Here is a 22984-nt window from a genome sequence, read left to right on the forward strand (position 1 = left end):
CCCGCCGGGGCCCGACCATCAGTAGCGCTTGGACGCCTGCGGATTCGCGGCGAGTTCCATCTCGACCTCCGAGTGGAACTTCTTCTCCACAATGAAGGACATGAGAGGTACAACGCCGCCCAAGGCGAGCAGGATGAGCTTCATGAACGGCCAGCGCATGAGCGACCACAGGCGGAAGTCCGAGATGAGGTACAGCACGTACATCCAGCCGTGGACGATCAGGACGGCGATGGAGACGTTGACGCCGCCCAGGACCGCCTTGGACTCAGCGTCTGCGAATCCGAAACCGAAGGGCTGACCGGTGATTGCGTTGGTCCCGCCGGCGAAGAGATACACGCCGAACACATAGCGCGCAACGAGCTCGGCGCACAGGAGCAGCAGCATGGTGCCGGTGAGGTAGGCCATGACTTTGTAGAACTTCAAGGCCGAGCGGATCTGGGCCGTGGTTCCGCCAAATCGCCGTTTTTTGGCTGAACCGGTCTTGGCCGCGGTTGGCTTGGCGGCAGATTCTCCGGACTGTTCGGGCTGGATGGCCGGTTTGGGCTCAATCATGGCTTTACCTGTTCTGGCTTGGTAATTGCTGGCAAATCGTCTGACGGGAACTCGTCGTCGGGCTCTTCCTCTTCTTCTTCGAGGCTGCGCCGGTAGTCGTCGGCCACCATGCGCCACCAGATGTAGAGGGCGAATCCTGCAAAGACCACCCATTCCACGGAGTAGAAAAGGTTGAGCCAGTTGATCTGTTGGTTGGGGGGTTGGGCCGGGATATTCAAGGGCTTCAGCTGCGCCGGAAGTGCGAGGGTCTTGCCGGCCGATACCTCCGACGTCGCGGCGACGAAGCCAGGATAGCTTGAGACTTCCCACGTGTTGATGAGTTCCGCGACCGAAACCGCAGAGGCGCGGCCCGCTCCAGCGTCGACGTTTGGCACTGGTGCCTCGGACGGCAGGAGCCGTCCGGTCAGTTCAATAGTGCCCGACGGCGGCGGCCCGGCTTGGGCGGGATCGGCGACCCAGCCGCGGGCCACGGGGATCCAGGTCTTCGCGGATGCGCCAACGCCGTGGAGGACGGGGGCGCCGTCGACCGCAAACGCGGTCACTACCCAGTACCCTTTTTGTCCGGCCAGCAGCCGGCCTTCTACAAGGACCTGCTTGGCGGGGTCGTAGCTACCCTTGGCACTGACCATTTGGTCCGATGCGGAACCCGGGAAGAACGTGCCGGGCTGCAATGCCCCGGTAAGCGGCTTGACTTGCTCCACCGCGGGGTCGTCTACTGGGGCGTCGCTCTGGGTGGATCTGCCGAACTGCCACTGGCTGAGCAGCACAAACACCCCGGAGAGCAGGAGCGCGAAGACAAGTCCTGCGATCCAGCGGGGCTTCAGAGCGGTTTTCAACACCCCTTAACCGTACTTCGTCAAGCTGTAGAACAGCTAAACGAGAGGACCCACCCATAGAGTGCGGTTGCTAGTGGTCGAAGAACACCAGGCTGGAGTTGATCAGTTCGGCGATGACTTCCGGATCGTGGGCGCGCCGGAGGGATTCCCTGAACGATTCCTTGGACAGCGACCGCGCCAAGGTCGCAAGGACTTCCAAGTGGTCCGAGAATGAACTGGCGGGCGTAGCGATGAGCAGGACCAGGGTTGCCGGTCCGTCGCTGGCGCCGAAGTCCAATGAGTGTCCGAACTTCGTGACACCAACGGCGATGGAGACTCGGGAGACAAACTCGCTGCGGGCGTGCGGTAGGCCAATGCCGCCCGGTAGCCCGGTAGCAAGTTGGTGTTCGCGCGAGTTGACGTGCTCGAGGAAGCCCTCAAGGTCCGTGATGCGCCCGGCGGCGTAAAGCCGTTCCGCGAGCTGGCCCGCGGCATCTGTTTTGTCGACCGCTTCCATCTCAAGGATGACGGTCTCCGGCGTCGTCAGTTCGGCATCATATGGGTCCAGTGGTTCCGCCAAGTCGTTTTCCCTCCAGTGTGCCCAGCCAACCCGGGCCGCTCAGCGGAGGGGAACGATGTCATCGACACCCATGCGCGCAGCATCGGCCGATTCGTCGTCGGGCTGCTGTTGGCTGAGCCGTTCAGCTTCCACCCGGGCCAGGTAGTGCTTGATTTCGCTTTCCCGCTGCGCGTCGCTCCAGCCAAGAATTTCTCCCATCAGCTTAGCGACAACGGGGACCGCGGAAACACCTCTGTCCCACGACTCGATCGAGATGCGGGTGCGTCGGGTCAGCACATCATGGACATGCCGTGCACCCTCATGGGTCGCGGCATAGACAACCTCTGCCGAAAGATAGTCGTCGGCCCCCGGCAGCGGCTCAGCCATGGCCGGGTTGTCTTTGATGATGGCCAGGACGTCCGGCGTCATGGAACCGTAGCGGTTGAGCAAATGTTCCACCCTGGCGACGTGGACCCCGGCCTCATCCGCGGTTCTTGCCCGGCGGTTCCATGCAGCCTTGAACCCCTCGGCGCCCAGGAGCGGGATGGTGTCGGTGCAGCTCGCGGGTACTCGCTCGTCCATTGCCCGGGTCGCTTCGTCCACCGCGTCCTTCGCCATGACCCGGTAGGTGGTGAACTTGCCGCCGGCAACCACAACCAAGCCTGGAACGGGGTGCGCCACCACGTGTTCGCGTGAAAGTTTCGCCGTGGAGTCGCTCTCCCCCGCCAGCAGCGGACGGAGGCCCGCGTATACGCCCTCAACATCCTCACGGGTCAAAGGCCGTTTCAAGACCCGGTTGACGTGTTCAAGAACATAGTCGATGTCCTTCGTGGACGCGGCTGGGTGCGCTTTGTCGAGCTTCCAGTCGGTGTCCGTTGTGCCGATGATCCAGTGCCGCCCCCAGGGGATGACGAACAGCACGGATTTTTCGGTCCTCAGGATCAATCCCACCGTGGACTGGAAACGGTCGCGCGGGACCACAAGGTGTATGCCTTTGGAAGCCCGGACCTTGAGCTGGCCGCGATCCGTCACCATGGCCTGGGTCTCGTCCGTCCAGACTCCCGTGGCGTTGACCACTTGCTTGGCGCGGACTTCGATGATGCTGCCGTCTTCCTGGTTTTCCACCTTCGCGCCCACCACGCGTTCGCCCTCGCGCACGAACGACACCACGCGCATCCTGTTCACGGCATGCGCTCCGTAATGTGCCGCGGTACGGACGAGATTGACGACGAGCCTCGCGTCGTCAACCTGTGCATCGTAGTACCGGATCGAACCGACGAATGCATCATTCTTGAGGCTGGGTGCGGCCCTCAGTGTTCCGCGCCGGAAGAGGTGTTTGTGCATGGGCACCCCGCGGCTGTGGCCCGAAGTAAGGCCAAGCGTGTCGTAGAGGAAAATGCCGGCACCAACGTAGGGCCGCTCCCAAAAACGCCGGGTCAGCGGGTACAGGAACGGGACCGGCCGGACCAAGTGCGGTGCGATCTGTTGGATCAGCAGCCCGCGTTCCTGGAGAGCTTCCTGGACCAGCGCGAAGTCCAGCATTTCCAGGTAACGCAAGCCGCCGTGAATCAGCTTCGAGGACCTAGACGAGGTGCCCGAAGCCCAGTCCCGGGCCTCGACAATGCCCACGGACAAGCCGCGGGTCACCGCGTCCAAAGCCGCACCGGCTCCGACCACGCCTCCCCCGACAATCAGGATGTCGAGTTCCTTGCCAGGCTCGGTGGTGCCCTTGAGAACTTCAATGGATCTGGCCCGCGCCTGCGGACTCAATGCACCTGCTGACGCATCATCCCTTTGCGAACCATCTGCAGCACTGCTCATTGGACGCCTCCCATCGCACAAAGCCCGTAGTTCCCCACACTACTTCTTGTCCGCGGGCTTGGGCAGGGTTTTGCGCGACTGCTAAGCAGCCCGAACGGGAGCTATTGGCCCGAGTAAGGCGAGACCACGACGTCGACCCGCTGGAACTCTTTCAGGTCCGAATAGCCGGTGGTGGCCATGGAGCGGCGGAGCGCGCCGATCAGGTTGGACGTGCCGTTGGTGTGGTGGCCCGGTCCGAAGAGTACTTCTTCGAGGGGACCGACAGTGCCGACGTTGACCCTGTCGCCGCGGGGCAGCTCAAGGTGGTGGGCTTCCTGGCCCCAGTGCCAGCCCTTGCCCGGGGCTTCTTCCGCACGGGCCAAAGCGCTGCCGAGCATGACGGCGTCGGCGCCCATCGCGATGGCTTTGACGATGTCACCCGAAGAACCCATGCCGCCGTCGGCGATCACGTGCACGTACCGTCCACCGGACTCATCCATGTAGTCGCGGCGGGCGGCAGCGACGTCGGAAATTGCGGAAGCCATGGGCGAATGGATGCCGAGTGCACGGCGCGTTGTGGTCGTTGCACCGCCGCCGAAGCCGACCAGGACGCCGGCAGCGCCGGTACGCATGAGGTGCAGGGCCGGGGTGTAGCCGGCGGCTCCGCCGACGATCACCGGGACGTCGAGTTCGTAGATGAACTGCTTGAGGTTCAGTGGCTCGTGGTTCTTGGAGACGTGTTCGGCCGAGACCGTGGTGCCCCGAATGACAAAAATGTCGACGCCGGCGGCAACCACGGTCTTGTAGTGCTCCTGGGTACGCTGCGGCGTCAGCGAGCCGGCCACCGTCACGCCGGAAGCACGGATTTCCGCGAGCCTGGTGGTGATCAGTTCGGGCTGGATGGGGGCCTTGTAGAGCTCCTGCATGCGCCGCGTAACCGCCGGGCTGGCCGTTTCGTCCTCAAGGGCAGAGATCTCGTCCAGTACGGACTGGGGGTCCTCGTAGCGGGTCCACAAGCCCTCGAGGTCCAGTACGCCCAGACCTCCGAGCCGGCCAAGTGCGATGGCCGTTTCAGGCGACATTGCAGAGTCCATGGGTGCGGCGATCACTGGCATCTCGAACTTGTAGGCATCAATCTGCCATGAGACGGAGACGTCCTTGGGGTCGCGCGTCCGGCGGTTGGGGACGATCGCGATGTCATCCAGGGAGTAGGCACGACGCCCACGCTTGCCACGGCCAATCTCAATCTCATAAGTCACTGCTCTAGGTTATCCCAGTGCGGCGTGATGTACCGGCAGGGTGACGTGCAGCATGACCACGGGCTGGCCTGATAAATAAGCGAGCCCGCCACCTCCCTGAAGGAGATGGCGGGCTCGCCTGAAACTGCCTAAGACAGGAAAAACGCCTAGCGGGAACCGTAGTTCGGAGCCTCGACGGTCATCTGGATGTCGTGCGGGTGGGACTCCTTCAGCCCGGCCGCAGTGATGCGCACAAACTTGCCGCGCGCTTTGAGCTCGGCGATGGTCGGAGCACCCGTGTAGAACATGGTCTGGCGCAGGCCGCCGACCAGCTGGTATGCCACTGAGGACAGCGGGCCGCGATATGCGACGCGGCCCTCGATGCCTTCCGGGATGAGCTTGTCATCGCCGGAAACGTCCGCCTGGAAATACCGGTCCTTCGAGTAGGACGTGTTTTTGCCACGGGACTGCATGGCGCCCAGGGAGCCCATGCCGCGGTAGCTCTTGAACTGCTTGCCATTCACGAAGATCAGCTCACCCGGCGACTCGTCGCAGCCAGCCAGCAAAGAGCCGAGCATGACGGTGTCGGCACCGGCCACGAGGGCCTTGCCGATATCGCCCGAGTACTGCAGGCCGCCGTCGGCGATCAGCGGAACACCGGCAGGGATGGCGGCCTTCGAGGACTCGTAGATGGCCGTGATCTGGGGGACGCCCACACCGGCAACAACGCGCGTGGTGCAGATGGAGCCCGGGCCCACGCCCACCTTGATGCCATCGGCACCGGCGTCGATCAGCGCCTGGGCGCCTTCACGGGTGGCGGCCTGGCCACCGATGATGTCAACGTGTGCAGCAACGGGATCGGACTTCAGGCGCGTGATCATGTCCAGGACACCCTGCGAGTGGCCATTGGCGGTGTCCACGAACAAGGCGTCGACACCGGCGTCGATCAGCGTCATGGCCCGTTCCCAGCCATCGCCGAAGAACCCGATGGCGGCGCCAACGCGGAGACGGCCTTCCCCGTCCTTCGTCGCGAGCGGGTACTGCTCGGCCTTGGTGAAGTCCTTGGTGGTGATAAGGCCCTTGAGGCGTCCCTGCTCGTCAACGAGGGGCAGCTTCTCGATCTTGTTGGTGGCCAGCTTGTGCGAGGCCTCTTCGCGGCTGATACCGACGTGGCCCGTGATGAGCGGCATCTTGGTCATGACGTCGCTGACCAGCCGCAGCGGGAAGTCGGACTCCGGCACAAAGCGGGTGTCGCGGTTGGTGACAATGCCCAGCAGCCGGCCATCGGGGTCGATGACAGGCAGGCCGGAGACCCGGTAGCGCGAACACAGTTCATCCAGTTTCTGGAGGGTGGCTTCCGGGTGGATGGTCAGGGGGTTGGTGATCATCCCGGACTCGGAGCGCTTGACGCGGTCGACGTGGTCGGCCTGGTCTTCGATCGACAAGTTGCGGTGGATGACGCCAAGGCCGCCCTGGCGGGCCATGGCGATGGCCATGCGGGACTCGGTGACGGTGTCCATGGCGGCGGACAGCAGCGGGGTCTGGACCGAGATTCGCTTGGAGATCCGGGAGGAGGTGTCAGCTTCGGACGGAATGACGTTGGTGTGGCCCGGCAGCAGCAGGACGTCGTCATAGGTCAGGCCAACAAAGCCAAAGGGATCGTGTTCGGGCTGGGTCATGAGTGCGCCTCTTACCTTGGTTCTTGGGGGTTGCTCTGGTAGGGGTTGCAGCTGATGACCAGCCCGTCATTACGGGACTGGCCTGTGCAGAAAGGTTCTGAATAAATAGTAGAACCTCGCCGCCGATCCCCATATTCCGCAAGGGTAATGTGAGCAACGGCACCCGGGGCTTCCCGCCGTCGAGCCGCCCGGCCGCCTAGCTCCAGCCGGTGGCGGCCAGCCATCTTTCCTTTAACATGGGCGCCATGCTCGCAACATAGGTCTTGGAGAGGTGGTTGTTGTCCAAGTAGACAAAGGTGTTACCCACTACCCCGGGACACTCGCCGCCGTTGCAAATCAGATCGGTCATATCCAGTATGGACAAGCCCGGATACTTCCCCTGAAGCGACGCGAGCGGGTTTTGGGCCGCGAGCAATTGCTCCTGGCTTGGATTGCAGTCGGGGCTGTGTTGACCTTTGACCGCGACGCAATCAGCCATGTTGAAATCGAATCTCGGGTTGTCACGTACGGCGATGACGTCGATGCCCTTCCCCGTGAGCATCTTCACTGTGTCTTCAAAGCCAACCGTCAGCTTTTCATCGGGCGACGAGGGCGATGCTGCCGTCCCCACGAGGAACACGGCACTCGGTGGATGCTGGTCGATTTGCTGGACGACAGCGTCGTCGAAGGCCTTGCATGGCGCGTCCAGTCCGGAGGTATCCACGGTGAAGGGACACGCGCCGAGCAACAGCTGGTAGGCGCGCCATTGCTCCTGTTCGGCCACCGGGGCCACCGCGGCCAGCCATTGCTCCGCATGGGAGTCACCGAGCACGAGAATGGTCCGATCAGCTTCGGCCGGCTGATTGTTTTGAAGGCAAACCCCTTGGAGGAGTTTGGATGCAGGCACCAGATCTCCCGCACACTTGCTGGGCAGATTTGCCCAGTCCTGGGCCAGCTTCTCCGCGGTGGGAAGCAGGACAGCGTTCGCACTTACTTCATTGACGTAGCCGGGGACCAAGGCAGCAGCTCCAGGGTTGTCCTTTTGTGCTTGGTCCATGGCGATTTTGGCGGTCACGTTCTGCTGCACACTGAACCCGAGCAACGGCACAATCGCGATAGTGAGGCAGGCGACGATCGCGACGGCGGCACGTCGCCGGTTTACTTCGGGCCACTTCCATTCCCTGAACGGCTTCTCGACGAACTTGGTCGTCAGGAAGGCCAAAACCAAAGCGGTTGCAATGATGACCGTCCCGGAAAGCCAGCCGGCATGATCTTTTCCAGTCCAGATGAGGGAGATGACCAGCAATGGCCAATGCCACAGGTACAGCGCGTAGGAGTTGTCGCCCAGACGGACAAGAAGCTTGGAGCTGAGGATCCGGTCCACTCCGAAACGGCTACCGGTCTGGCCCGCGGCAATAATGCAGGCCGCTGCCAAGGTGGGCCAGAGGGCCACGAAGCCCGGGAACGCCGTCTGGACCTGGAGCACGATCCCGCAGCTCAACATGGCGACAACACCAACCCAGCCCATCACCACCCGGACGGACTTCGAAATTTTCAGCACCGGCAGGACGAGGGCAGCCAGTGTTCCGAGGGCGAACTCCCACAGCCTGGCGAAGGTATCAAAGTAGGCAGTGGTTTGGTTCGACGCCGTCGCAATGATCGAGTACGTGAGCGATACCAGGAAGATCAGCCCGAACACGTACGTCAGGGCGACCCTGTAGCGGAGGCCATACTTTCTGCAGACCAAGGCGGCGATGGCGAAAATGACCGGCCAAAGGATGAAGACCTGGCCTTGAATCGAGAGCGACCAGAAATGCTGCAGCGGACTCGCCTGGCTGCGGTCGGTGGCGTAGTAATTGACGGCTTGTCGCTGCAGGAGCCAGTTCTGGACGTAGAAAAGGGACGCCCAGACCTGGTCAACCAAAGCTGCCCAACGAGTCTTGGGGAGTACCACGAAGATGGCAGCCAATGTACCCAGGAGAACCACGACGGTGGCCGGAAGCAGCCGCCGGAAAAGGTGAAGCCAATGCCTCAGCAGATCCATGGGCCTGCGCTGCGTATAACGGTTTGTGAACTGCAATGTCATCAAGAAGGCAGACACCAGAAGGAATACGTCTACACCCCCGGAAACCCTGCCGAACCACACGTGGTAAGTAACCACCATGAGTACCGCAAGGGAGCGCAGGCCCTGAATTTCGGGACGGAAATTCGACTTTCTCCCGGTGTCACTGGAACGACGCTGCTCCTTGGTAGTAGCCGTCGTTTGCGCAGTTGACACAACAATGCCCCTCAATGACCTAGATCGAACCATAAATCTTACTGATTCGTAATGTTCAGTGCCAATCGAAAATCCATTCGAGAAGCATCCATCCATCAATTAGGTCATGCCCGGCTGGACGTTCACAGGACGATTGCCGAGTGCCAACTGTGGGCTCGTCCATGCGGAAACGAACGTGGTCGGGAGCCACATGCAGGAGGCCCGGCCCCCAAAGGGGACCGGGCCTTCTTTCACGCCGGTGTGGGCCCACAGCGCCCGGGTTCCCTGGCCGAAGCGAAGCGAGGCTAGGGAGGCGGTGGGGATTAGTGGCTGTGGCCTGCGTGCTCGTCTTCCTCGGCCGGCTTCTCGACAACCAAGGTCTCGGTGGTGAGAACCAGGGCTGCGATGGACGCGGCGTTCTGGAGCGCGGAGCGGGTGACCTTGACGGGGTCGATCACGCCAGCGGCGATCAGGTCCTCGTACACACCGGACTTCGCGTTGAAGCCGTGGTTGTCTTCCAGCTCGGCAACCTTGGCGACGACGACGTAGCCGTCGAAGCCGGCGTTCTGGGCGATCCAGCGAAGGGGCTGGGTCAGGGCGCGGCGGACGATGCCGACAGCAGCAGCCGCGTCGCCTTCCAGTGCCTTGACGGCAGGGTCCTCGTCCAGTGCCTTGAGGGCGTGGATGAGGGCGGACCCACCGCCGGAGACGATGCCTTCTTCAAGGGCAGCACGCGTGGAGGACACTGCGTCCTCGATACGGTGCTTCTTTTCCTTGAGCTCGACCTCGGTGGCTGCGCCGACCTTGATGACGCCGATGCCACCTGCCAGCTTTGCAAGCCTTTCCTGCAGCTTTTCCCGGTCCCAGTCGGAGTCGGTGCGGGTCAGCTCGGCACGGATCTGGGCGACGCGTGCTGCGACGTCCTCAGGCGTGCCAGCGCCGTCAACAATGGTGGTGTTGTCCTTGGTGACGGTGATCCGGCGGGCACTGCCGAGGACCTCGAGGCCAACCTGGTCCAGTGACAGGCCGAGCTCCGGGGAGACAACCTGCGCGCCGGTCAGGGTGGCAATGTCCTGCAGCATGGCCTTGCGGCGGTCACCGAAGCCCGGAGCCTTGACGGCAACGACGTTCAGGGTGCCACGGATACGGTTCACGATCAGCGTGGACAATGCCTCGCCGTCGATGTCCTCAGCAATGATGAAGAGCGGCTTGGCGGCCTGCAGGGCCTTCTCGAGGAGCGGCAGGAATTCCTGCAGCGAGGAGATCTTGCCCTGATTGATCAGGATGAGCGCGTCTTCCAGAACAGCTTCCTGGCGTTCCGCGTCAGTGACGAAGTACGGGGACAGGTAGCCCTTGTCGAACTGCATGCCCTCGGTGAGGACCAGTTCGGTCTGCGTGGTGGAGGACTCTTCGATGGTGATGACACCATCCTTGCCGACCTTGCCGAAAGCCTCGGCGAGGAGCTCGCCAACCTCATCGCTCTGGGCGGAGATCGCGGCAACGCTGGCAACCTGGGTGCCTTCTACTTCGCGGGCGTTCTCCAGGAGGCGGGCAGCCACGGCCTGGACGGAAACCTCGATACCGCGCTTGATTTCGCCAGGGGCGGCTCCGGCGGCAACGTTGCGCAGGCCTTCCTTGACGAGGGCCTGTGCCAGCACTGTAGCCGTGGTGGTGCCGTCGCCGGCAACGTCATTGGTCTTGGTGGCGACTTCCTTGGCCAGCTGCGCGCCAAGGTTCTCATACGGGTCGTCGAGTTCGACTTCGCGGGCGATCGTCACGCCGTCGTTGGTGATGGTGGGAGCTCCCCACTTCTTGTCCAGAACGACGTTGCGGCCACGCGGGCCAAGGGTGACCTTGACGGTGTTGGCGAGCTTGTCAATGCCTGCTTCGAGCGAGCGACGGGCAGCGTCGTTAAACGCAAGCTGCTTTGCCATGGTTGTGTCCTTTCAAGACGGAAAACCCGCACCGCTGATTCAACCGGAAGAAGTCCGACTCGATCTGCGATGCGGGATCCAGGGAATTACTTAACGACGATCGCCAGAACGTCGCGGGCGGACAGAACGAGGTATTCGTTGCCGCCGGTCTTGACTTCAGTTCCGCCGTACTTGGAGTAGATGACGACGTCGCCAACGGTTACGTCAACCGGAACTCGGTTGCCGTTGTCATCGAAGCGGCCGGGGCCAACTGCAACAACTTCGCCTTCCTGCGGCTTTTCCTGTGCAGTGTCCGGGATGACCAGGCCGGAAGCCGTGGTCTGCTCTGCTTCGAGCGGGCGGACAACAATGCGATCCTCGAGAGGCTTAATGGAGACCGACACTCGGATCTCTCCTTTACGTGAGGTAGTACATGGACTATCAAACCAGGGGTGCCGTGGCGTGCTTACCGTCGTCGCGGTGCCGGTAAGTGCCTGGCGGCATGATTAGCACCCGCCTAGGGAGAGTGCTAATCAAGACTCTATGTAAGCATTAGCACTCGGTCAAGGCGAGTGCCAGAATTCCGTCACGGGTGAACGGCGGAAGGCCGCTCCGGACTCAATCAACTCATTGCCCGGCGAGGTCGTCGAAGTCGACGTCCTCGCCGTCGTCGTACTCTTCCTCCGGTGCGCTTCCGCGGTTCAGGTAGAGCACCACGCCACTGGCGAGCGCGACGACGCCGAACACCACCAGCCCGACGATCGCTCCGATACGGGCGCCGGCATACGTGTCCCGGATCTCCCGGGCTTCGTCTGTGGCGTCCTGGACGCTCTTTCCGGTCATGGAGTAGGTAGCCGCGTTGAAGGAGTCGAGGAAGAAAATAATGATCAAGAGCGCGATGCAGACAACGGCAATTGAAGCACCCACGATGAGCGCGGGGCGGGCGTACTTGGAGAGATTTCCGGCGATGGGATGTCTATCGGAGGCAAAGGGAGAACCATTGGCGTCGTCAGGCTGGCGTACTGGGTTGTCTTCCATGGCATCAACCCTATCCGCCCGAGTGGTCCCGAATCCCTCTCCGACGTGTGTGACGGGCGAGCACTAGGCTAGTTCCCATGGCTGACACACCCCAGGAACAGATTGCCCCCTTGCTGACAACGGAGGGTTGGGAACTTCTGGCGTCCTTGGGACCGTACCGCGACGATGAAGCGTTCGCCCTGAATGCGCGCCTGCGCAAAGACGGCCACTCCCCCGCGCTCGTAGCCGCCGTCCTCACCCAATCCAGGCTCCGCACCCGGGCCGAGGCCAAGTTCGGCGAATTCGCCCGGCAGATGCTCTTCACCCAGGCCGGCCTGGAACAGGCCACCCGGCTCAATGTGGCCGCCAGGCACGCCGAGCGCTTCGCCAAGGCGGGCACGCAGCACGTAGCGGACCTGGGCTGCGGGCTTGGGGCCGACTCCATGGCCATGGCTTCCATGGACATCAAGGTCACTGCCGTGGAACTGGATGAGACCACCGCTGCATGCGCCACCATCAACCTCATGCCTTTCCCGCACGCGTCAGTGGTGCACTCGGACGCCACGTTGGTGCCCCTCGACGGGGTCGACGGCGTGTGGCTCGATCCGGCGCGCCGCACGACGTCGTCGTCGGGGACCAAACGGATCTGGGATCCGGAGGCGTTCTCGCCGCCGCTGTCCTTCGTTGAATCGCTGGCCGCTACCGGCAAGGCGGTCGGGGTCAAGATGGGTCCGGGAATGCCACATGAATCGGTTCCGGCCGGCTGCGAGGCGCAGTGGGTTTCGGTGGGAGGGGACGTCACGGAAGTAACGTTGTGGTTCAACGACGTCGCCCGTCCGGGCATCCGCCGCGCTGCCCTGGTGCTCGGACCGCAGGGCGCAGCCGAGATCACCAGCGGCGAAGATTTCGACGGCGGCCCGGTCCCCGACGTCGGGCCCGTGGAGGGATACCTTTACGAACCGGACGGCGCGGTGATCCGCGCGGGCCTGGTGGCCGACGTCGCGCTCCGGCTCGGCGGCCACTTGGTGGACCCGCACATTGCCTATATTTGCGCTCCGGAACTGGTGGAGACCCCGTTCGCCCGCGCCTACAAAGTCCTGGAAATCATGCCGTTGAACGTCAAGGCGCTCAAGGCCTGGGTGAAGGCCAACGGCGTCGGTGTCCTGGACATCAAGAAACGCGGCACCTCGGTCACCCCCGAAGAGCTGCGGAAACAATTGCTGCCGGCCGGAAAGGGCTCGGCAAAAGCCCGGGGCAACAAAACAGCCACCTTGGTCCTCACGAGGATCGGCGAGGAAAAGGTGGCTGTTGTGGTGGAGCCGGCAGCTTCCTGAGCCGGCCTCTGACCTGTAGCGCCCTACTGGGCGCGCGTGAACTCCTCCGCAGCAGCCACTTGCTCCGGGGTTGGCGTGATGCCCGTGTAGAGCACGAACTGTTCGAGCGCCTGGATGGTGGCTACCTCGGCGCCGCTGATCACAGTCTTTCCAGCCGCACGGCCGGCCTTGATGAGCGGGGTTTCGGCGGGGAGGGCGACGACGTCGAACACTACCTGCGCCGCCGCCACCGCCGTTTCGGGGAAGGACAGTGAGCCGGACTCCGGTCCGCCGGCCATGCCGATCGGTGTGACGTTGACGAGGATGTCCGCCGTCGAGTCCCCTATTTCGGCTTGCCAGCCGAAGCCATAAAGTCCCGCGAGGGATTGCCCGAGCTTTTCGTTGCGCGCAACCACCGTGACGCGCGAGAATCCGGCGTCGCGGAAGGCGGCCGCGGTGGCCTTGGCCATGCCGCCGGAACCGCGGAGCAGCACGGACGACGCCGGGTCGATCGCGTTGCGCTCGATCAACTGGGCGATCGCGGTGTAGTCCGTGTTGTAGGCCGTCAGTACGCCGGCGTCGTTCACGATCGTGTTGACCGAATCGATAGCGGCGGCCGAAGGGTCCATCCGGTCGACGAGGGCGATGACGTCTTCCTTGTAGGGCATCGAGACGGCGCAGCCGCGGATGCCCAGGCCGCGCACGCCCGCGATCGCGTTGGCCAAGTCGGCGGGAGCGAAGGCCTTGTAGATCCAGTTCAGGCCGAGCGCCTCGTAAAGGAAATTGTGGAAACGCGTTCCGTTATTGCTCGGCCGGGCAGAGAGGGAAATACAGAGCGTCATGTCTTTGTTGAGGATCGGCATAACGGGGCTTCCTTCGCGTAGCGGGTTCTCTGCCCAGCCTAGACGGGGAGCTAGCCTTGGCGCGCCTTGAAGCGCGGATTCAGTTTGTTGATGACAAAGGTGCGGCCACGCCGGCGCACCACTTGCGCGCCGGGGATCTTCTTGAGGGCACGCAACGAATTCCTGGCTTTCATGGTGTTCTCCTTCCGGGGTTTGACTTGAAGTATATATGCAAACCATTCTCATTAGCAACTGAATTGGTTTTCCTTAGGTTTCCATCCATGCGGTACCGTACCGCCCCTGCATTAGACTTGAGCCAACCGCTGACGGCCCCACGGCGGGCATTGCTCAGGGCGTTTTTGGCAAATACCGAGGGGACCCACGTGCAGATTGATTTCGCTCCATCCAGGCAGTCGACCCTGGGGGTGGAATGGGAGCTCGCGCTCGTCAACGCACGCACCGGCGAATTGGTCTCGGTGGCGAATGAGGTCCTGCGGGGTGTGGCATCCCGGCATCCGGACTTGAACGAAGACGACGAGCATCCGCACATCAAGCGGGAATTGCTCCTGAACACCGTGGAACTCGTGACGGGCGTGTGCAACACCGTCAAGGAAGCCAAGGAAGACCTGGCCCGCTCGCTGCAGGCCGTCAGGGAAGTCACCGACCCCATGGGTGTGGAGCTTTTCTGCGCAGGCAGCCATCCTTTCAGCCCGCCGCAGCTTCAGCCGGTCTCGGACAAGGAACGCTACGCCAAGCTGATCGACCGCACCCAATGGTGGGGACGGCAAATGGTCATCTACGGAGTCCACGTCCACGTCGGCCTGGACCGGAGGGACAAGGCCCTCCCCATCCTCGATGGGCTGGTCAATTACTTCCCGCATTTCCAGGCGCTGTCCGCTTCGAGCCCGTTCTGGGGCGGCGAAGACACCGGCTACGCGTCACAACGCGCCCTCATGTTCCAGCAGCTGCCCACGGCCGGATTGCCTTTCCAGTTCCCGAGCTGGGCCGAATACGAGTCCTATGTCCAGGACATGTTCACTACTGGAGTTATCGACACCCTGTCTGAAATTCGCTGGGATATCCGTCCCGTGCCGAATTTGGGGACCATCGAGATGCGCATTTGCGACGGCCTGGCCACCCTCGAGGAAGTCGGCGCTGTTGCAGCCCTGACCCAATGCCTGGTGGACGAGTTCTCCACGATCCTGGACAACGGCGGCAGCATTCCGACCATGCCGCCATGGCATATCCAGGAAAACAAGTGGCGCGCCGCCCGTTACGGCATGGAAGCGATCATCATTCTCGATGCCGAAGGCAATGAGCAGCTCGTCACTGAGCACCTGAAGGAAACGCTGCTGCGCCTGGCGCCTGTCGCGGAGAAGCTGGGTTGCTCGGAGGAACTGGCCGACGTCGAAAAGATCATCCTCCGCGGAGCTGGCTACCAGCGCCAACGCCGCGTCGCCGCCCAGCATGACGGCGATCTTCATGCCGTCGTCCAGGATCTGGTACAGCAAATGCGGTCCGTTCCGAGCGCCTAACCCTGCCGCCTAGCCTCCGGCCGGATTCCCGCGCCTACACGGAAACCGTGGTCACAGGCAGGGAAGAGTCCGGAGCAAAACTGACGCCGCTGGGACCGATTCCCGCCATGATGAGCTGCGAGCCCAAGGCCGCGACCATGGCGCCGTTGTCGGTGCAGAGCGCCAGCGGCGGCACATGCAGGGTGATCTCCGCAGAGCTGCAGCGCTGCCCCGTCAGCTCACGGAGCCGGGAGTTCGCTGCAACGCCGCCGCCCAGCAGGAGATCGGTGATGCCGTTCTCCTTGCAGGCCAGCACAGCCTTGGACGTGATGACGTCCACTACCGCTTCCTGGAATGCGGCGGCGATATCGGCAACGGGAACGTCCTCACCGCGGGCTTCGAACTGTTCCACGCAACGCGCGACGGCGGTCTTGAGCCCGCTGAAGGACCAATCGTAGCGATGGGGTCCCGGCTCCTCCGCGGTTCCCATGTACTTGGGTTGCGTCAGGCCGCGCGGGAAGCGGATGGCCTTGGCGTTGCCTTGCTTGGCGAGTTTGTCGATGGCCGGTCCGCCCGGGTAGCCAAGGCCGAGCAGCCTCGCCACTTTGTCGTAGGCCTCGCCCGCGGCGTCGTCGATCGTGGAGCCGAGCATCTCGACGTCGTCGGTGATGCTGCGGATGCGCAGGATTTCCGTGTGTCCGCCGGAAACCAGCAACGCACCGAGATTTTCCGGCAGCCGGCCGCCCGAACCGAGTCCCCCCTTGCCGCTGCGGGCGGCGCCGCTCTCTTTTCCGTCAAGGAGCCCGACGCCGACATGGGCCACCAAGTGGTTGATCGCGTAGAGCGGCTTGCCCGTGGCCACAGAGAGCGCCTTGGCCGCGCAAACACCCACCATGAGCGCGCCCGCCAAGCCAGGCCCGGAGGTCACTGCGATGGCGTCGATTTCGTCCAGCGTCACCCCTGCCTCGTGCAAGGCCTCCTGCAGGGTGGGAACAAAAGCGTCCAGGTGCGCACGCGAAGCGATCTCCGGAATGACGCCGCCGAAGCGGACGTGCTCGTCCATCGAGGAAGACACCGTGTTGGTCAGCAGAGCGGTGCCCCGGACAATCCCGACGCCGGTTTCGTCGCAGGAGGACTCGATGCCCAGCACGAGCGGCTGGACTGGATTGAAGTGGTTCACGGTGCTTAGCTGGTTCACGCCGGTTTTCCTTCAGTCAATGTCAGCCTCATGATGAGGGCGTCCGTGCCGTCGCGGTAGTAACGCGGCCGGACATGGATCTGCTCGAAGCCGAACCGAACGTACAGTGCCTGCGCTCGTGGATTGTCGGCGCGGACCTCCAGGAGCACGTCCACGGCGCCGCGTCGCCGGGCCTCTTCGATAAGTTCCGTGAGGATGGCAGAGCCGATTCCCTTGCCTTCGAATTCGGGCACGACGGCGATCGTCTGCACGTCCGCGATCGGCTCGATGCACATGAGCCCGGCGTAGGCCACAATCTGCCCGCCGGCTTCGGCCACTACGTAGCGGCGGGTATCAACCTGGGCAAGTTCATCGAAGAACATCTGCATCGGCCAGGCGTCCACCGGGAAGAGCCGGCGCTCCAAGACCTCAACCGCCGTGACGTCGTCAGCGGTCATGTCACGCAAGGTCACGCCGTCGAGCTTGAACTGGTACGAGGGGTTCACAGGGCACGCTTCCTCGGGCCGGGCACTTGCGCGTCGGATTCCCGCAAGTACAAGGGTGTGGAGTCCGGCAGCTTTTCGCCGGCAGAGAGGAGGGCCATGGCGAACTGGCCCAGCGACGCGGCGTCGGGCTGGGTGTTGCTGAATTCCTCGTTCGCGTTGACCACGTCCGCGTAGATGCCGCCGCCAGCGCCGAAAACGGGGAGATCGGGGAGCTCCGAGGCGAACCCGACGTGCGGACCGTCCACCAGTTGCGGTAGTTGGCCATCATTGAGCGTGTAGCGCGCCCAGTAAACCTCCTTGCGACGGGCATCCGTGGCCACCAGGAACTCGGCCTGCGCCTCCGTTGACTCGGCCACTTCCAAAGCGATCGCATCCAGGCTCATGAGGCCGAAAAGAGGTTTGTTCCACGCAAATGCCAAAGTGCGGGCGGTTGCAATCCCTGAACGAAGGCCCGTAAACGGCCCAGGGCCGACGCCGGTGACGATGAGGTCGATGTCCGCGCCGCTCACACCGGCGTCGGCCAGGAGTTTTTCAATGCCGGGCGCCAGTACCTCGGCGTGGCTGCGGGTGTCCTCCGTGGCGAAGGATTCCACCACGCCCTCCATGGCATCGTCCGAGATCAGCGCCGCACTCGCCACGGCCGAAGTATCAATGGCCAAGATCAGCATCAGGCGTTCTCCTCCAGTATTCCGGGCACGGCGCTCCAGCGTGGGCCAAAGCCGCGGAAAACGATGGTGCGGGGTTCGTCGTCGTCCTCCGGGTCGAAGTCCAACACGGCATCCTCGCCCGCTTCCGGGCGGGTTACCACCCTCTCCGCGCCGCCCACCGTCCGGTGCATCTCGATGTCCAGGCGACTATCCGAAAGGTGTTCCACGCGCTCGCGCCCCCACTCGACAACTGTCACCGAGTTGTCCAGGGTGTTTTCGAGGTCGATGTCGTCGATTTCCGCGGCGGACGCCAGCCGGTAAGCATCAACGTGGACCAGATCGGGGCCGCCGGGGCGCGGACCGTCCGGCAGGTTAGGGTGGATGCGCACCAGGACGAACGTGGGTGAGATGACGCCGGCACGGACGCCCAGTCCTTCGCCGAGTCCCTGCGTGAAGGTGGTCTTGCCGGCACCTAGTTCGCCTGTGAGGACCAGCAGGTCACCGGGCGCAAGAACCCCGGCCAGCGCGGAGCCCAAAGCATGCGTCTGCTCCGCCGTCGCGACCTTGACGGTCCGTTCCCACAATGCCCCACTCAACGGGGTCTTACTAGGCGGGGTCTTACTAGGCGGGGTCTTATTCAACGGGGCCCCGCTCACCGGGCATCCGCCCCCGGGGTCTCGTTGATGTAGATGCGCGGGACGCGCGGGCTGATGCGGGTGACAATCTCATAGTTGTTGGTTCCCGCGGCGGCGGCCCAGTCGTCCGCCGTCGGGCCGCCGTCGGCGCCGTCACCAAACATGACCGCTTCGGCCCCCAGCCAGCCGGCTTCGTCCGTCACCGCATTCCCAAGGTCGATGACCATCTGGTCCATGGCGATCCGGCCCACCACGGGGTAGTTGACTCCGTTGACCCGCACCGGTCCGCCGGTGGCGACGCGCGGCACGCCGTCGGCGTAACCGAGCGGGATGAGGCCCAAGGCACTCTCGCCGGAAGTCCGGTAGTTGAGTCCGTAGGACACCCCCTGGCCTTCGGGCACCCGTTTGCAGTTGGAAACAAGGGTGCGCACCGTCATGGCGGGGCGGAGACCGAGTTCCGCGGAGCTTTGTCCTTCGAAAGGGGACAGTCCGTAAAGCCCTAGCCCCACGCGGACGAGGTCGAAGTGGGCATCCGGGCGAGAAAGCGTGGCGGGCGTGTTGGCCAAATGCCGGACTTCGGTATCTACTCCAGCGTCCTCGGCCACGGCAATCGCTTCCCGGAAGGCTGCCAACTGCTCATCGGTCTCGGGACGGTGAGGTTCATCGGCCACGGCCAGGTGCGAGAAGATACCCACCACGCGCAGGAGGCCCGCGTCCTGGTACTCCATGGCCTGGCCCACCAATTTATCCCATTGGGCGATGGTGGAGCCGTTGCGGCCCAGGCCGGTGTCAACCTTGAGGTGGATGCGGGCCGGACGTTCCTGTTCGCGCGCCGCGGCGACCACCGCGTCCAGCTCCCAGCCGGAAATCCCGACGTCGACGCCGGCGGCAACTGCCGCTTGGAAGTTGCTTTGGCTGGTGTGCAACCAGGCCAGCATGGGGGCATCAATTCCAGCAGCGCGCAGCGCCAAAGCCTCCGAAATATGGGCAACGCCGAGCCATCGGGCGCCGGCATCAAGGGCCGCCCGCGCTACCTGCACCGCGCCGTGCCCATAGGCGTCGGCCTTGACCACGGCCATGACGTTTGCAGGCGAGGCGATAGCCACGAACTGGCGTACGTTGTGCCGGATGGCGTCCAAGTCAATGACGGCTGATCGTTCGAGGACCGTTGCCGAACCCGATTTCGTCGAGGGCTCGAAACTGGCAGCTGCTTCGTAAGTCACCTCACGATTCTAGTGCCGCGACGGCGTGCGGGTTGACTGGCGGGGTGTGCGGGTTGGCTGGGTGGGTGGGCGCCGCTGGCGGGGTGTGCGCCGCTCAGGCGTCGGAGTTGTGGGCGATAGTGGCTGTTGCTCGACGTTGGGCCCCGGGCGGTACGTCTCCCACGATGTCTTCGAGGAAGGCGAACCGTTTGAGCCACTGGCTGGACTGCCGCTCCCTCCGGGCGTTGGCTCGCTGCCACCAATCGGCGATGTCTCCCCAACCAGGCGCAGCCAGCGAACCGCCCACCTCCTGCACCGCCAGCGAGGCACAGAGATTGGCAAAACGGAGCCGGTCTCCCAAAGGCCACCCGGCCAGGCAGCCCACAACAAACGCCGCACCGAAGCAGTCGCCCGCTCCCGTGGGGTCGTACGCCGTCACAGGAAGGGACGGCACCCACTCCTCCTCATCGGTTTCGGAATCCACGGCCATGGCTCCCTGCGCTCCCAGCGTCACTACAGCCACCGGAACGCGATCGGCGAGCGCGTAGAGCGCAGACCATGGGTTGTCCTTGCCGGTGAAGGCCATTGCCTCCCGTTGGTTCGGCATGAAGGCGTGGAAATTGCTGAGTTGGTCCAGCCGCTTCGACGACCATTCTCCGGTCGGATCCCATCCGGCGTCGCCGAAGAGTTTGACGCCGGCTTTCCTCGCCGCCAGCATCCAGGGCTCTGGCTCCTCGCCGAGATCCGCGACGGCGGCGAGCGCCTTGGGCGGCTCCCCAATCAGTTCCGAAGCGCTCATGGGCGGGGGGTGGCCGTGAGTGACCATGGACCGATCGTGATCGACGCACAAGGAGACGGTGACCGGAGAATGCCAGCCCTCGAACCGCCTGGACAGGGAGAGATCCACATGCTCCTGGCTTTCCAGGATCCGCCAGTTGAAGTCCCCGTACCCGTCATCCCCGAAGGCCGCCGCGAGGCTGGTCCGCAGACCGAGCCGGGCAGCCGCGATGGCTTGGTTGGCGACGCCGCCAGGGCAGGTCCCCATGCCTTGGCTCCACACTTCGGTACCCGGTTCAGGGCTGCGGTCCAGTCCGGTAAAGATAATGTCCTGGAACACGGTGCCTGTCAGCAGGAGATCGCAGCCTGAATCGGCCCCCTCCCCCGGCGCATCCCCGCGGATAGCGGCGAGGGGATCGAATCCAGCCCTGGGCGTTGCGTCCATGCACGGCAGACTACGCCGCGGCCACGATTGTGCATAGCTTTTAGAGCTCCTGGTACATGACGTGCAGCCCCACGTAGCCGAGGGTTGGATGTTGGAAGGCCTCGGGGATAGTCGCCAGGATGCGGAAGCCCATGGACTGCCACAGGCCCACTGCGCGGACGTTGCTTTCGACGACGGCGTTGAACTGCATGGCCTTGAACCCGGCATCCCGGGCGGCAGCCAAGGAATAGGCACAAAGTGCTCGAGCGATTCCCTGCCCGCCGTGATCGGCATGGACCATGTAGCCGGCGTTGGCCACGTGGCTTCCGCCGCCGCCCTGGTTGGCGTGCAGTTCACCGGTACCCAGCACTTCGCCGTCGCGCACTGCCACGAAGGTCAGGCCGGGCGCTTCCTTGAACCATTTGCTCCGTGCTGTTTCCTCGGCAGTGTCGCGGTCCCAGGTGAAGGTCTCCCCTGCCCGGATCACGGGTTCCAGGACGGCCCAGATCCCGGGCCAGTCGCTTGCCTGGGCGGGCCGGATCTCGTAGCTAGCGGCGGACGGCGTTCCTGCTTCGCTGTTTGAGTGCCTCACGTCCGTTACGGTATCAGCCCGCCATGCGCTGCTGGCCCGGTTGGGTTGGCTGCAATGCCAGGGAGGTCAGGAGTAGTGTTTTCGCTGGGACGCAGAGGATTATTCACTTTGCGGGGCTTGTTGAATTGCGTTGGATACAGGAGGTAGCGGTGTCGTTGATCCGTCGCGTGGCCTTCCTGTCACTCCACACTTCACCCATGGAGCAGCCGGGTTCGGGTGATGCCGGCGGCATGAACGTCTACGTCCGGGCGCTGGCCATGGCGTTGGCGGATCTGGGCGTTGAGGTAGAGATCTTCACGCGTTCGACGTCCGCCGAGCAGCCCGCCGTCGAACATCCCGGTCCCGGCGTGTGCGTCCACAACGTCCTGGCAGGCCCGCCGCGGAAACTGCCCAAGGAGGAACTTCCGGAGCTCCTCCACACCATGGTTGCCGAAATCGAGAGGATCCGGCAGCGGCAACCGCACGGCCGCTACGACGCCATCCATTCGCACTACTGGGTATCGGGTGTGGCTGGCCTTGAACTCTCCGCATTGTGGAACGTGCCGCTGATTCACACGATGCACACGATGGCGAAGGTCAAGAACCTGGTTCTCGAATCCGGAGAGCGGCCCGAGCCGCGCCTGCGTGAAGACGGCGAACAGAGGATCGTGGATGGAGCCACGCGCCTCGTGGCCAACACTCCCGCCGAAGCCCAGGAGCTTGTATCGCACTACGACGCCGATTTCGACCACATCGACATCGCTCCCCCCGGCGTTGACCTCACCGTGTTCACTCCCGCGTTCCGGGCCCGGTCCCGCGCCGAGCTAGGCGTACGGCCCGGCAGTTTCCACCTGCTCTTCGCCGGACGCATCCAGCGGCTCAAGGGCCCGCAGGTTTTCATCGAGGCTGCAGGCATCCTCCGCAAGAGGCGGCCCGACATCGACCTCGAACTGACCATCCTGGGTGCCTTGAGCGGCGCCAAGGACTTCAATCTGCAGTCCTTCATTACGGCCGCGGGGCTCGACGACGTCGTAACGCACCGTGCTCCGGTCAAGGCGCCGAAGCTGGCGGGCTGGTTCCGTTCGGCCGACGTCGTCGTAATGCCCTCCTTCAGCGAATCGTTCGGGCTTGTTGCCCTTGAGGCGCAGGCATGCGGCACTCCGGTGGTGGCCACCAACGTGGGTGGCCTGTCCCGGGCCGTTGCCGACGGGCGGACGGGTATTTTGGTGGACGGCCACGATCCCTCCCGCTGGGCCGACGTCATCGAAGCCCTGTACGACGATCCCCGCACCCGCGAAGACATGGGCCGTGCCGCTACCGTCCATGCGGAGGCCTTCGGCTGGCAGAGGACGGCAGCCATCGCGCTTGAGAGCTACCACGCAGCCATCGGTCCCGTCCTCGTCGGCCCAAGCTAGACGCTCGCTCACTTATGCGGGTGTTTGGCCGGACGCTCGCTCACCTATGAGCCCCATCCCGACGACGCTCGAAAGTTGTCAAGCTGTGTGGAGTCACTGGGCTGGTTTTTGGGGTGTTTTGGTCTTGGGGAGGTTGATTCCGGCGTGTGTGG

Annotated in this window: 22 protein-coding genes; 3 read left to right on the forward strand and 19 right to left on the reverse strand. The window is 63.7% G+C overall.

The window, feature by feature from the left end:
- Nucleotides 1-18 precede the first annotated feature (18 nt).
- The 10 genes from NFJ07_RS05535 to NFJ07_RS05580 form a co-directional block, all read right to left on the reverse strand.
- Complete coding sequence (locus NFJ07_RS05535) at nt 19-552, reverse strand: DUF3817 domain-containing protein (RefSeq protein ID WP_269993055.1); 534 nt, start codon at nt 550-552, stop codon at nt 19-21.
- Entirely contained in the window at nt 549-1391 is an 843-nt protein-coding gene (locus tag NFJ07_RS05540) for an SURF1 family protein (protein WP_269993056.1), read from the reverse strand. Before NFJ07_RS05540 ends, NFJ07_RS05535 begins: the two co-directional genes overlap by 4 nt.
- Before the next feature lie 67 nt (nt 1392-1458).
- Nucleotides 1459-1947 carry a PTS sugar transporter subunit IIA gene (locus tag NFJ07_RS05545; protein ID WP_265976876.1) on the reverse strand — a complete coding sequence of 163 codons (489 nt, stop codon included), beginning with the start codon at nt 1945-1947 and terminating at the stop codon, nt 1459-1461.
- A gap of 39 nt (nt 1948-1986) precedes the next feature.
- Nucleotides 1987-3747, reverse strand: coding sequence for a glycerol-3-phosphate dehydrogenase/oxidase (locus NFJ07_RS05550; protein WP_269993057.1), 1761 nt, complete (start codon nt 3745-3747; stop codon nt 1987-1989).
- A gap of 101 nt (nt 3748-3848) precedes the next feature.
- Nucleotides 3849-4985, reverse strand: a complete 1137-nt coding sequence (locus NFJ07_RS05555; protein ID WP_269993058.1) for a GuaB3 family IMP dehydrogenase-related protein — start codon at nt 4983-4985, stop codon at nt 3849-3851.
- Between the two features lie 146 nt (nt 4986-5131).
- Entirely contained in the window at nt 5132-6643 is a 1512-nt protein-coding gene (gene guaB / locus NFJ07_RS05560; RefSeq protein ID WP_269993059.1) for an IMP dehydrogenase, read from the reverse strand.
- A gap of 196 nt (nt 6644-6839) precedes the next feature.
- Nucleotides 6840-8933, reverse strand: coding sequence for an acyltransferase family protein (locus tag NFJ07_RS05565; protein WP_442865294.1), 2094 nt, complete (start codon nt 8931-8933; stop codon nt 6840-6842).
- 269 nt (nt 8934-9202) lie between these two features.
- On the reverse strand, nt 9203-10813 hold the full coding sequence (gene groL / locus NFJ07_RS05570; protein ID WP_269993061.1) for a chaperonin GroEL: 1611 nt from the start codon (nt 10811-10813) through the stop codon (nt 9203-9205).
- 86 nt (nt 10814-10899) lie between these two features.
- Nucleotides 10900-11196, reverse strand: a complete 297-nt coding sequence (gene groES / locus NFJ07_RS05575) for a co-chaperone GroES (protein WP_028265041.1) — start codon at nt 11194-11196, stop codon at nt 10900-10902.
- Nucleotides 11197-11419: 223 nt separating this feature from the next.
- Nucleotides 11420-11830 carry a hypothetical protein gene (locus NFJ07_RS05580; protein WP_269993062.1) on the reverse strand — a complete coding sequence of 137 codons (411 nt, stop codon included), beginning with the start codon at nt 11828-11830 and terminating at the stop codon, nt 11420-11422.
- 77 nt (nt 11831-11907) lie between these two features.
- On the opposite strand from NFJ07_RS05580, the gene NFJ07_RS05585 reads away from it, so the two are divergent.
- Nucleotides 11908-13143 (forward strand): class I SAM-dependent methyltransferase, encoded by a 1236-nt coding sequence (locus tag NFJ07_RS05585; protein ID WP_269993064.1) that lies wholly within the window; start codon nt 11908-11910, stop codon nt 13141-13143.
- A gap of 23 nt (nt 13144-13166) precedes the next feature.
- Here NFJ07_RS05585 and NFJ07_RS05590 read toward each other — a convergent pair whose 3' ends face one another.
- Complete coding sequence (locus NFJ07_RS05590) at nt 13167-13985, reverse strand: shikimate 5-dehydrogenase (protein WP_269993065.1); 819 nt, start codon at nt 13983-13985, stop codon at nt 13167-13169.
- Nucleotides 13986-14035: 50 nt separating this feature from the next.
- Nucleotides 14036-14158, reverse strand: coding sequence for a type B 50S ribosomal protein L36 (gene ykgO, locus NFJ07_RS05595; protein ID WP_269993066.1), 123 nt, complete (start codon nt 14156-14158; stop codon nt 14036-14038).
- A gap of 189 nt (nt 14159-14347) precedes the next feature.
- On the opposite strand from ykgO, the gene NFJ07_RS05600 reads away from it, so the two are divergent.
- Nucleotides 14348-15499: a glutamate--cysteine ligase gene (locus tag NFJ07_RS05600; RefSeq protein WP_269993068.1), complete on the forward strand. Its 1152-nt coding sequence runs from the start codon at nt 14348-14350 to the stop codon at nt 15497-15499.
- A gap of 34 nt (nt 15500-15533) precedes the next feature.
- Here the strand turns inward: NFJ07_RS05600 and tsaD are convergent, their stop codons facing one another.
- From tsaD to NFJ07_RS05635, 7 genes are all read right to left on the reverse strand, one after another.
- Complete coding sequence (gene tsaD / locus NFJ07_RS05605; RefSeq protein ID WP_269993070.1) at nt 15534-16676, reverse strand: tRNA (adenosine(37)-N6)-threonylcarbamoyltransferase complex transferase subunit TsaD; 1143 nt, start codon at nt 16674-16676, stop codon at nt 15534-15536.
- Complete coding sequence (gene rimI, locus NFJ07_RS05610) at nt 16673-17113, reverse strand: ribosomal protein S18-alanine N-acetyltransferase (RefSeq protein WP_442865299.1); 441 nt, start codon at nt 17111-17113, stop codon at nt 16673-16675. Before rimI ends, tsaD begins: the two co-directional genes overlap by 4 nt.
- A gap of 44 nt (nt 17114-17157) precedes the next feature.
- Nucleotides 17158-17829: a tRNA (adenosine(37)-N6)-threonylcarbamoyltransferase complex dimerization subunit type 1 TsaB gene (tsaB, locus tag NFJ07_RS05615; RefSeq protein WP_269993072.1), complete on the reverse strand. Its 672-nt coding sequence runs from the start codon at nt 17827-17829 to the stop codon at nt 17158-17160.
- Nucleotides 17829-18404, reverse strand: a complete 576-nt coding sequence (gene tsaE / locus NFJ07_RS05620) for a tRNA (adenosine(37)-N6)-threonylcarbamoyltransferase complex ATPase subunit type 1 TsaE (RefSeq protein WP_269993073.1) — start codon at nt 18402-18404, stop codon at nt 17829-17831. Before tsaE ends, tsaB begins: the two co-directional genes overlap by 1 nt.
- A 56-nt stretch (nt 18405-18460) precedes the next feature.
- Complete coding sequence (gene alr, locus NFJ07_RS05625; protein WP_269993074.1) at nt 18461-19666, reverse strand: alanine racemase; 1206 nt, start codon at nt 19664-19666, stop codon at nt 18461-18463.
- Between the two features lie 94 nt (nt 19667-19760).
- Complete coding sequence (locus NFJ07_RS05630; RefSeq protein ID WP_269993075.1) at nt 19761-20867, reverse strand: carbohydrate kinase family protein; 1107 nt, start codon at nt 20865-20867, stop codon at nt 19761-19763.
- Nucleotides 20868-20907: 40 nt separating this feature from the next.
- On the reverse strand, nt 20908-21438 hold the full coding sequence (locus NFJ07_RS05635; RefSeq protein WP_269993077.1) for a GNAT family N-acetyltransferase: 531 nt from the start codon (nt 21436-21438) through the stop codon (nt 20908-20910).
- A gap of 149 nt (nt 21439-21587) precedes the next feature.
- On the opposite strand from NFJ07_RS05635, the gene mshA reads away from it, so the two are divergent.
- Nucleotides 21588-22832, forward strand: a complete 1245-nt coding sequence (mshA, locus tag NFJ07_RS05640; RefSeq protein WP_269993078.1) for a D-inositol-3-phosphate glycosyltransferase — start codon at nt 21588-21590, stop codon at nt 22830-22832.
- Nucleotides 22833-22984: the final 152 nt, after the last annotated feature.

The sequence above is a fragment of the Arthrobacter sp. B2a2-09 genome (assembly GCF_027587375.1).
Taxonomy (GTDB): domain Bacteria; phylum Actinomycetota; class Actinomycetes; order Actinomycetales; family Micrococcaceae; genus Arthrobacter.

Excerpts from the sequence above, each read along its gene's own strand:
- NFJ07_RS05585 (WP_269993064.1), top strand. The coding sequence starts at position 11,908 with ATGGCTGACACACCCCAGGAACAGATTGCCCCCTTGCTGACAACGGAG.
- rimI (WP_442865299.1), bottom strand. The coding sequence starts at position 17,113 with ATGACCGCTGACGACGTCACGGCGGTTGAGGTCTTGGAGCGCCGGCTC.
- groL (WP_269993061.1), bottom strand. The coding sequence starts at position 10,813 with ATGGCAAAGCAGCTTGCGTTTAACGACGCTGCCCGTCGCTCGCTCGAA.
- NFJ07_RS05535 (WP_269993055.1), bottom strand. The coding sequence starts at position 552 with ATGATTGAGCCCAAACCGGCCATCCAGCCCGAACAGTCCGGAGAATCT.
- guaB (WP_269993059.1), bottom strand. The coding sequence starts at position 6,643 with ATGACCCAGCCCGAACACGATCCCTTTGGCTTTGTTGGCCTGACCTAT.
- NFJ07_RS05580 (WP_269993062.1), bottom strand. The coding sequence starts at position 11,830 with ATGGAAGACAACCCAGTACGCCAGCCTGACGACGCCAATGGTTCTCCC.
- NFJ07_RS05590 (WP_269993065.1), bottom strand. The coding sequence starts at position 13,985 with ATGCCGATCCTCAACAAAGACATGACGCTCTGTATTTCCCTCTCTGCC.
- NFJ07_RS05550 (WP_269993057.1), bottom strand. The coding sequence starts at position 3,747 with ATGAGCAGTGCTGCAGATGGTTCGCAAAGGGATGATGCGTCAGCAGGT.
- NFJ07_RS05565 (WP_442865294.1), bottom strand. The coding sequence starts at position 8,933 with ATGGTTCGATCTAGGTCATTGAGGGGCATTGTTGTGTCAACTGCGCAA.
- NFJ07_RS05630 (WP_269993075.1), bottom strand. The coding sequence starts at position 20,867 with ATGGACGCAACGCCCAGGGCTGGATTCGATCCCCTCGCCGCTATCCGC.
- ykgO (WP_269993066.1), bottom strand. The coding sequence starts at position 14,158 with ATGAAAGCCAGGAATTCGTTGCGTGCCCTCAAGAAGATCCCCGGCGCG.
- tsaB (WP_269993072.1), bottom strand. The coding sequence starts at position 17,829 with ATGCTGATCTTGGCCATTGATACTTCGGCCGTGGCGAGTGCGGCGCTG.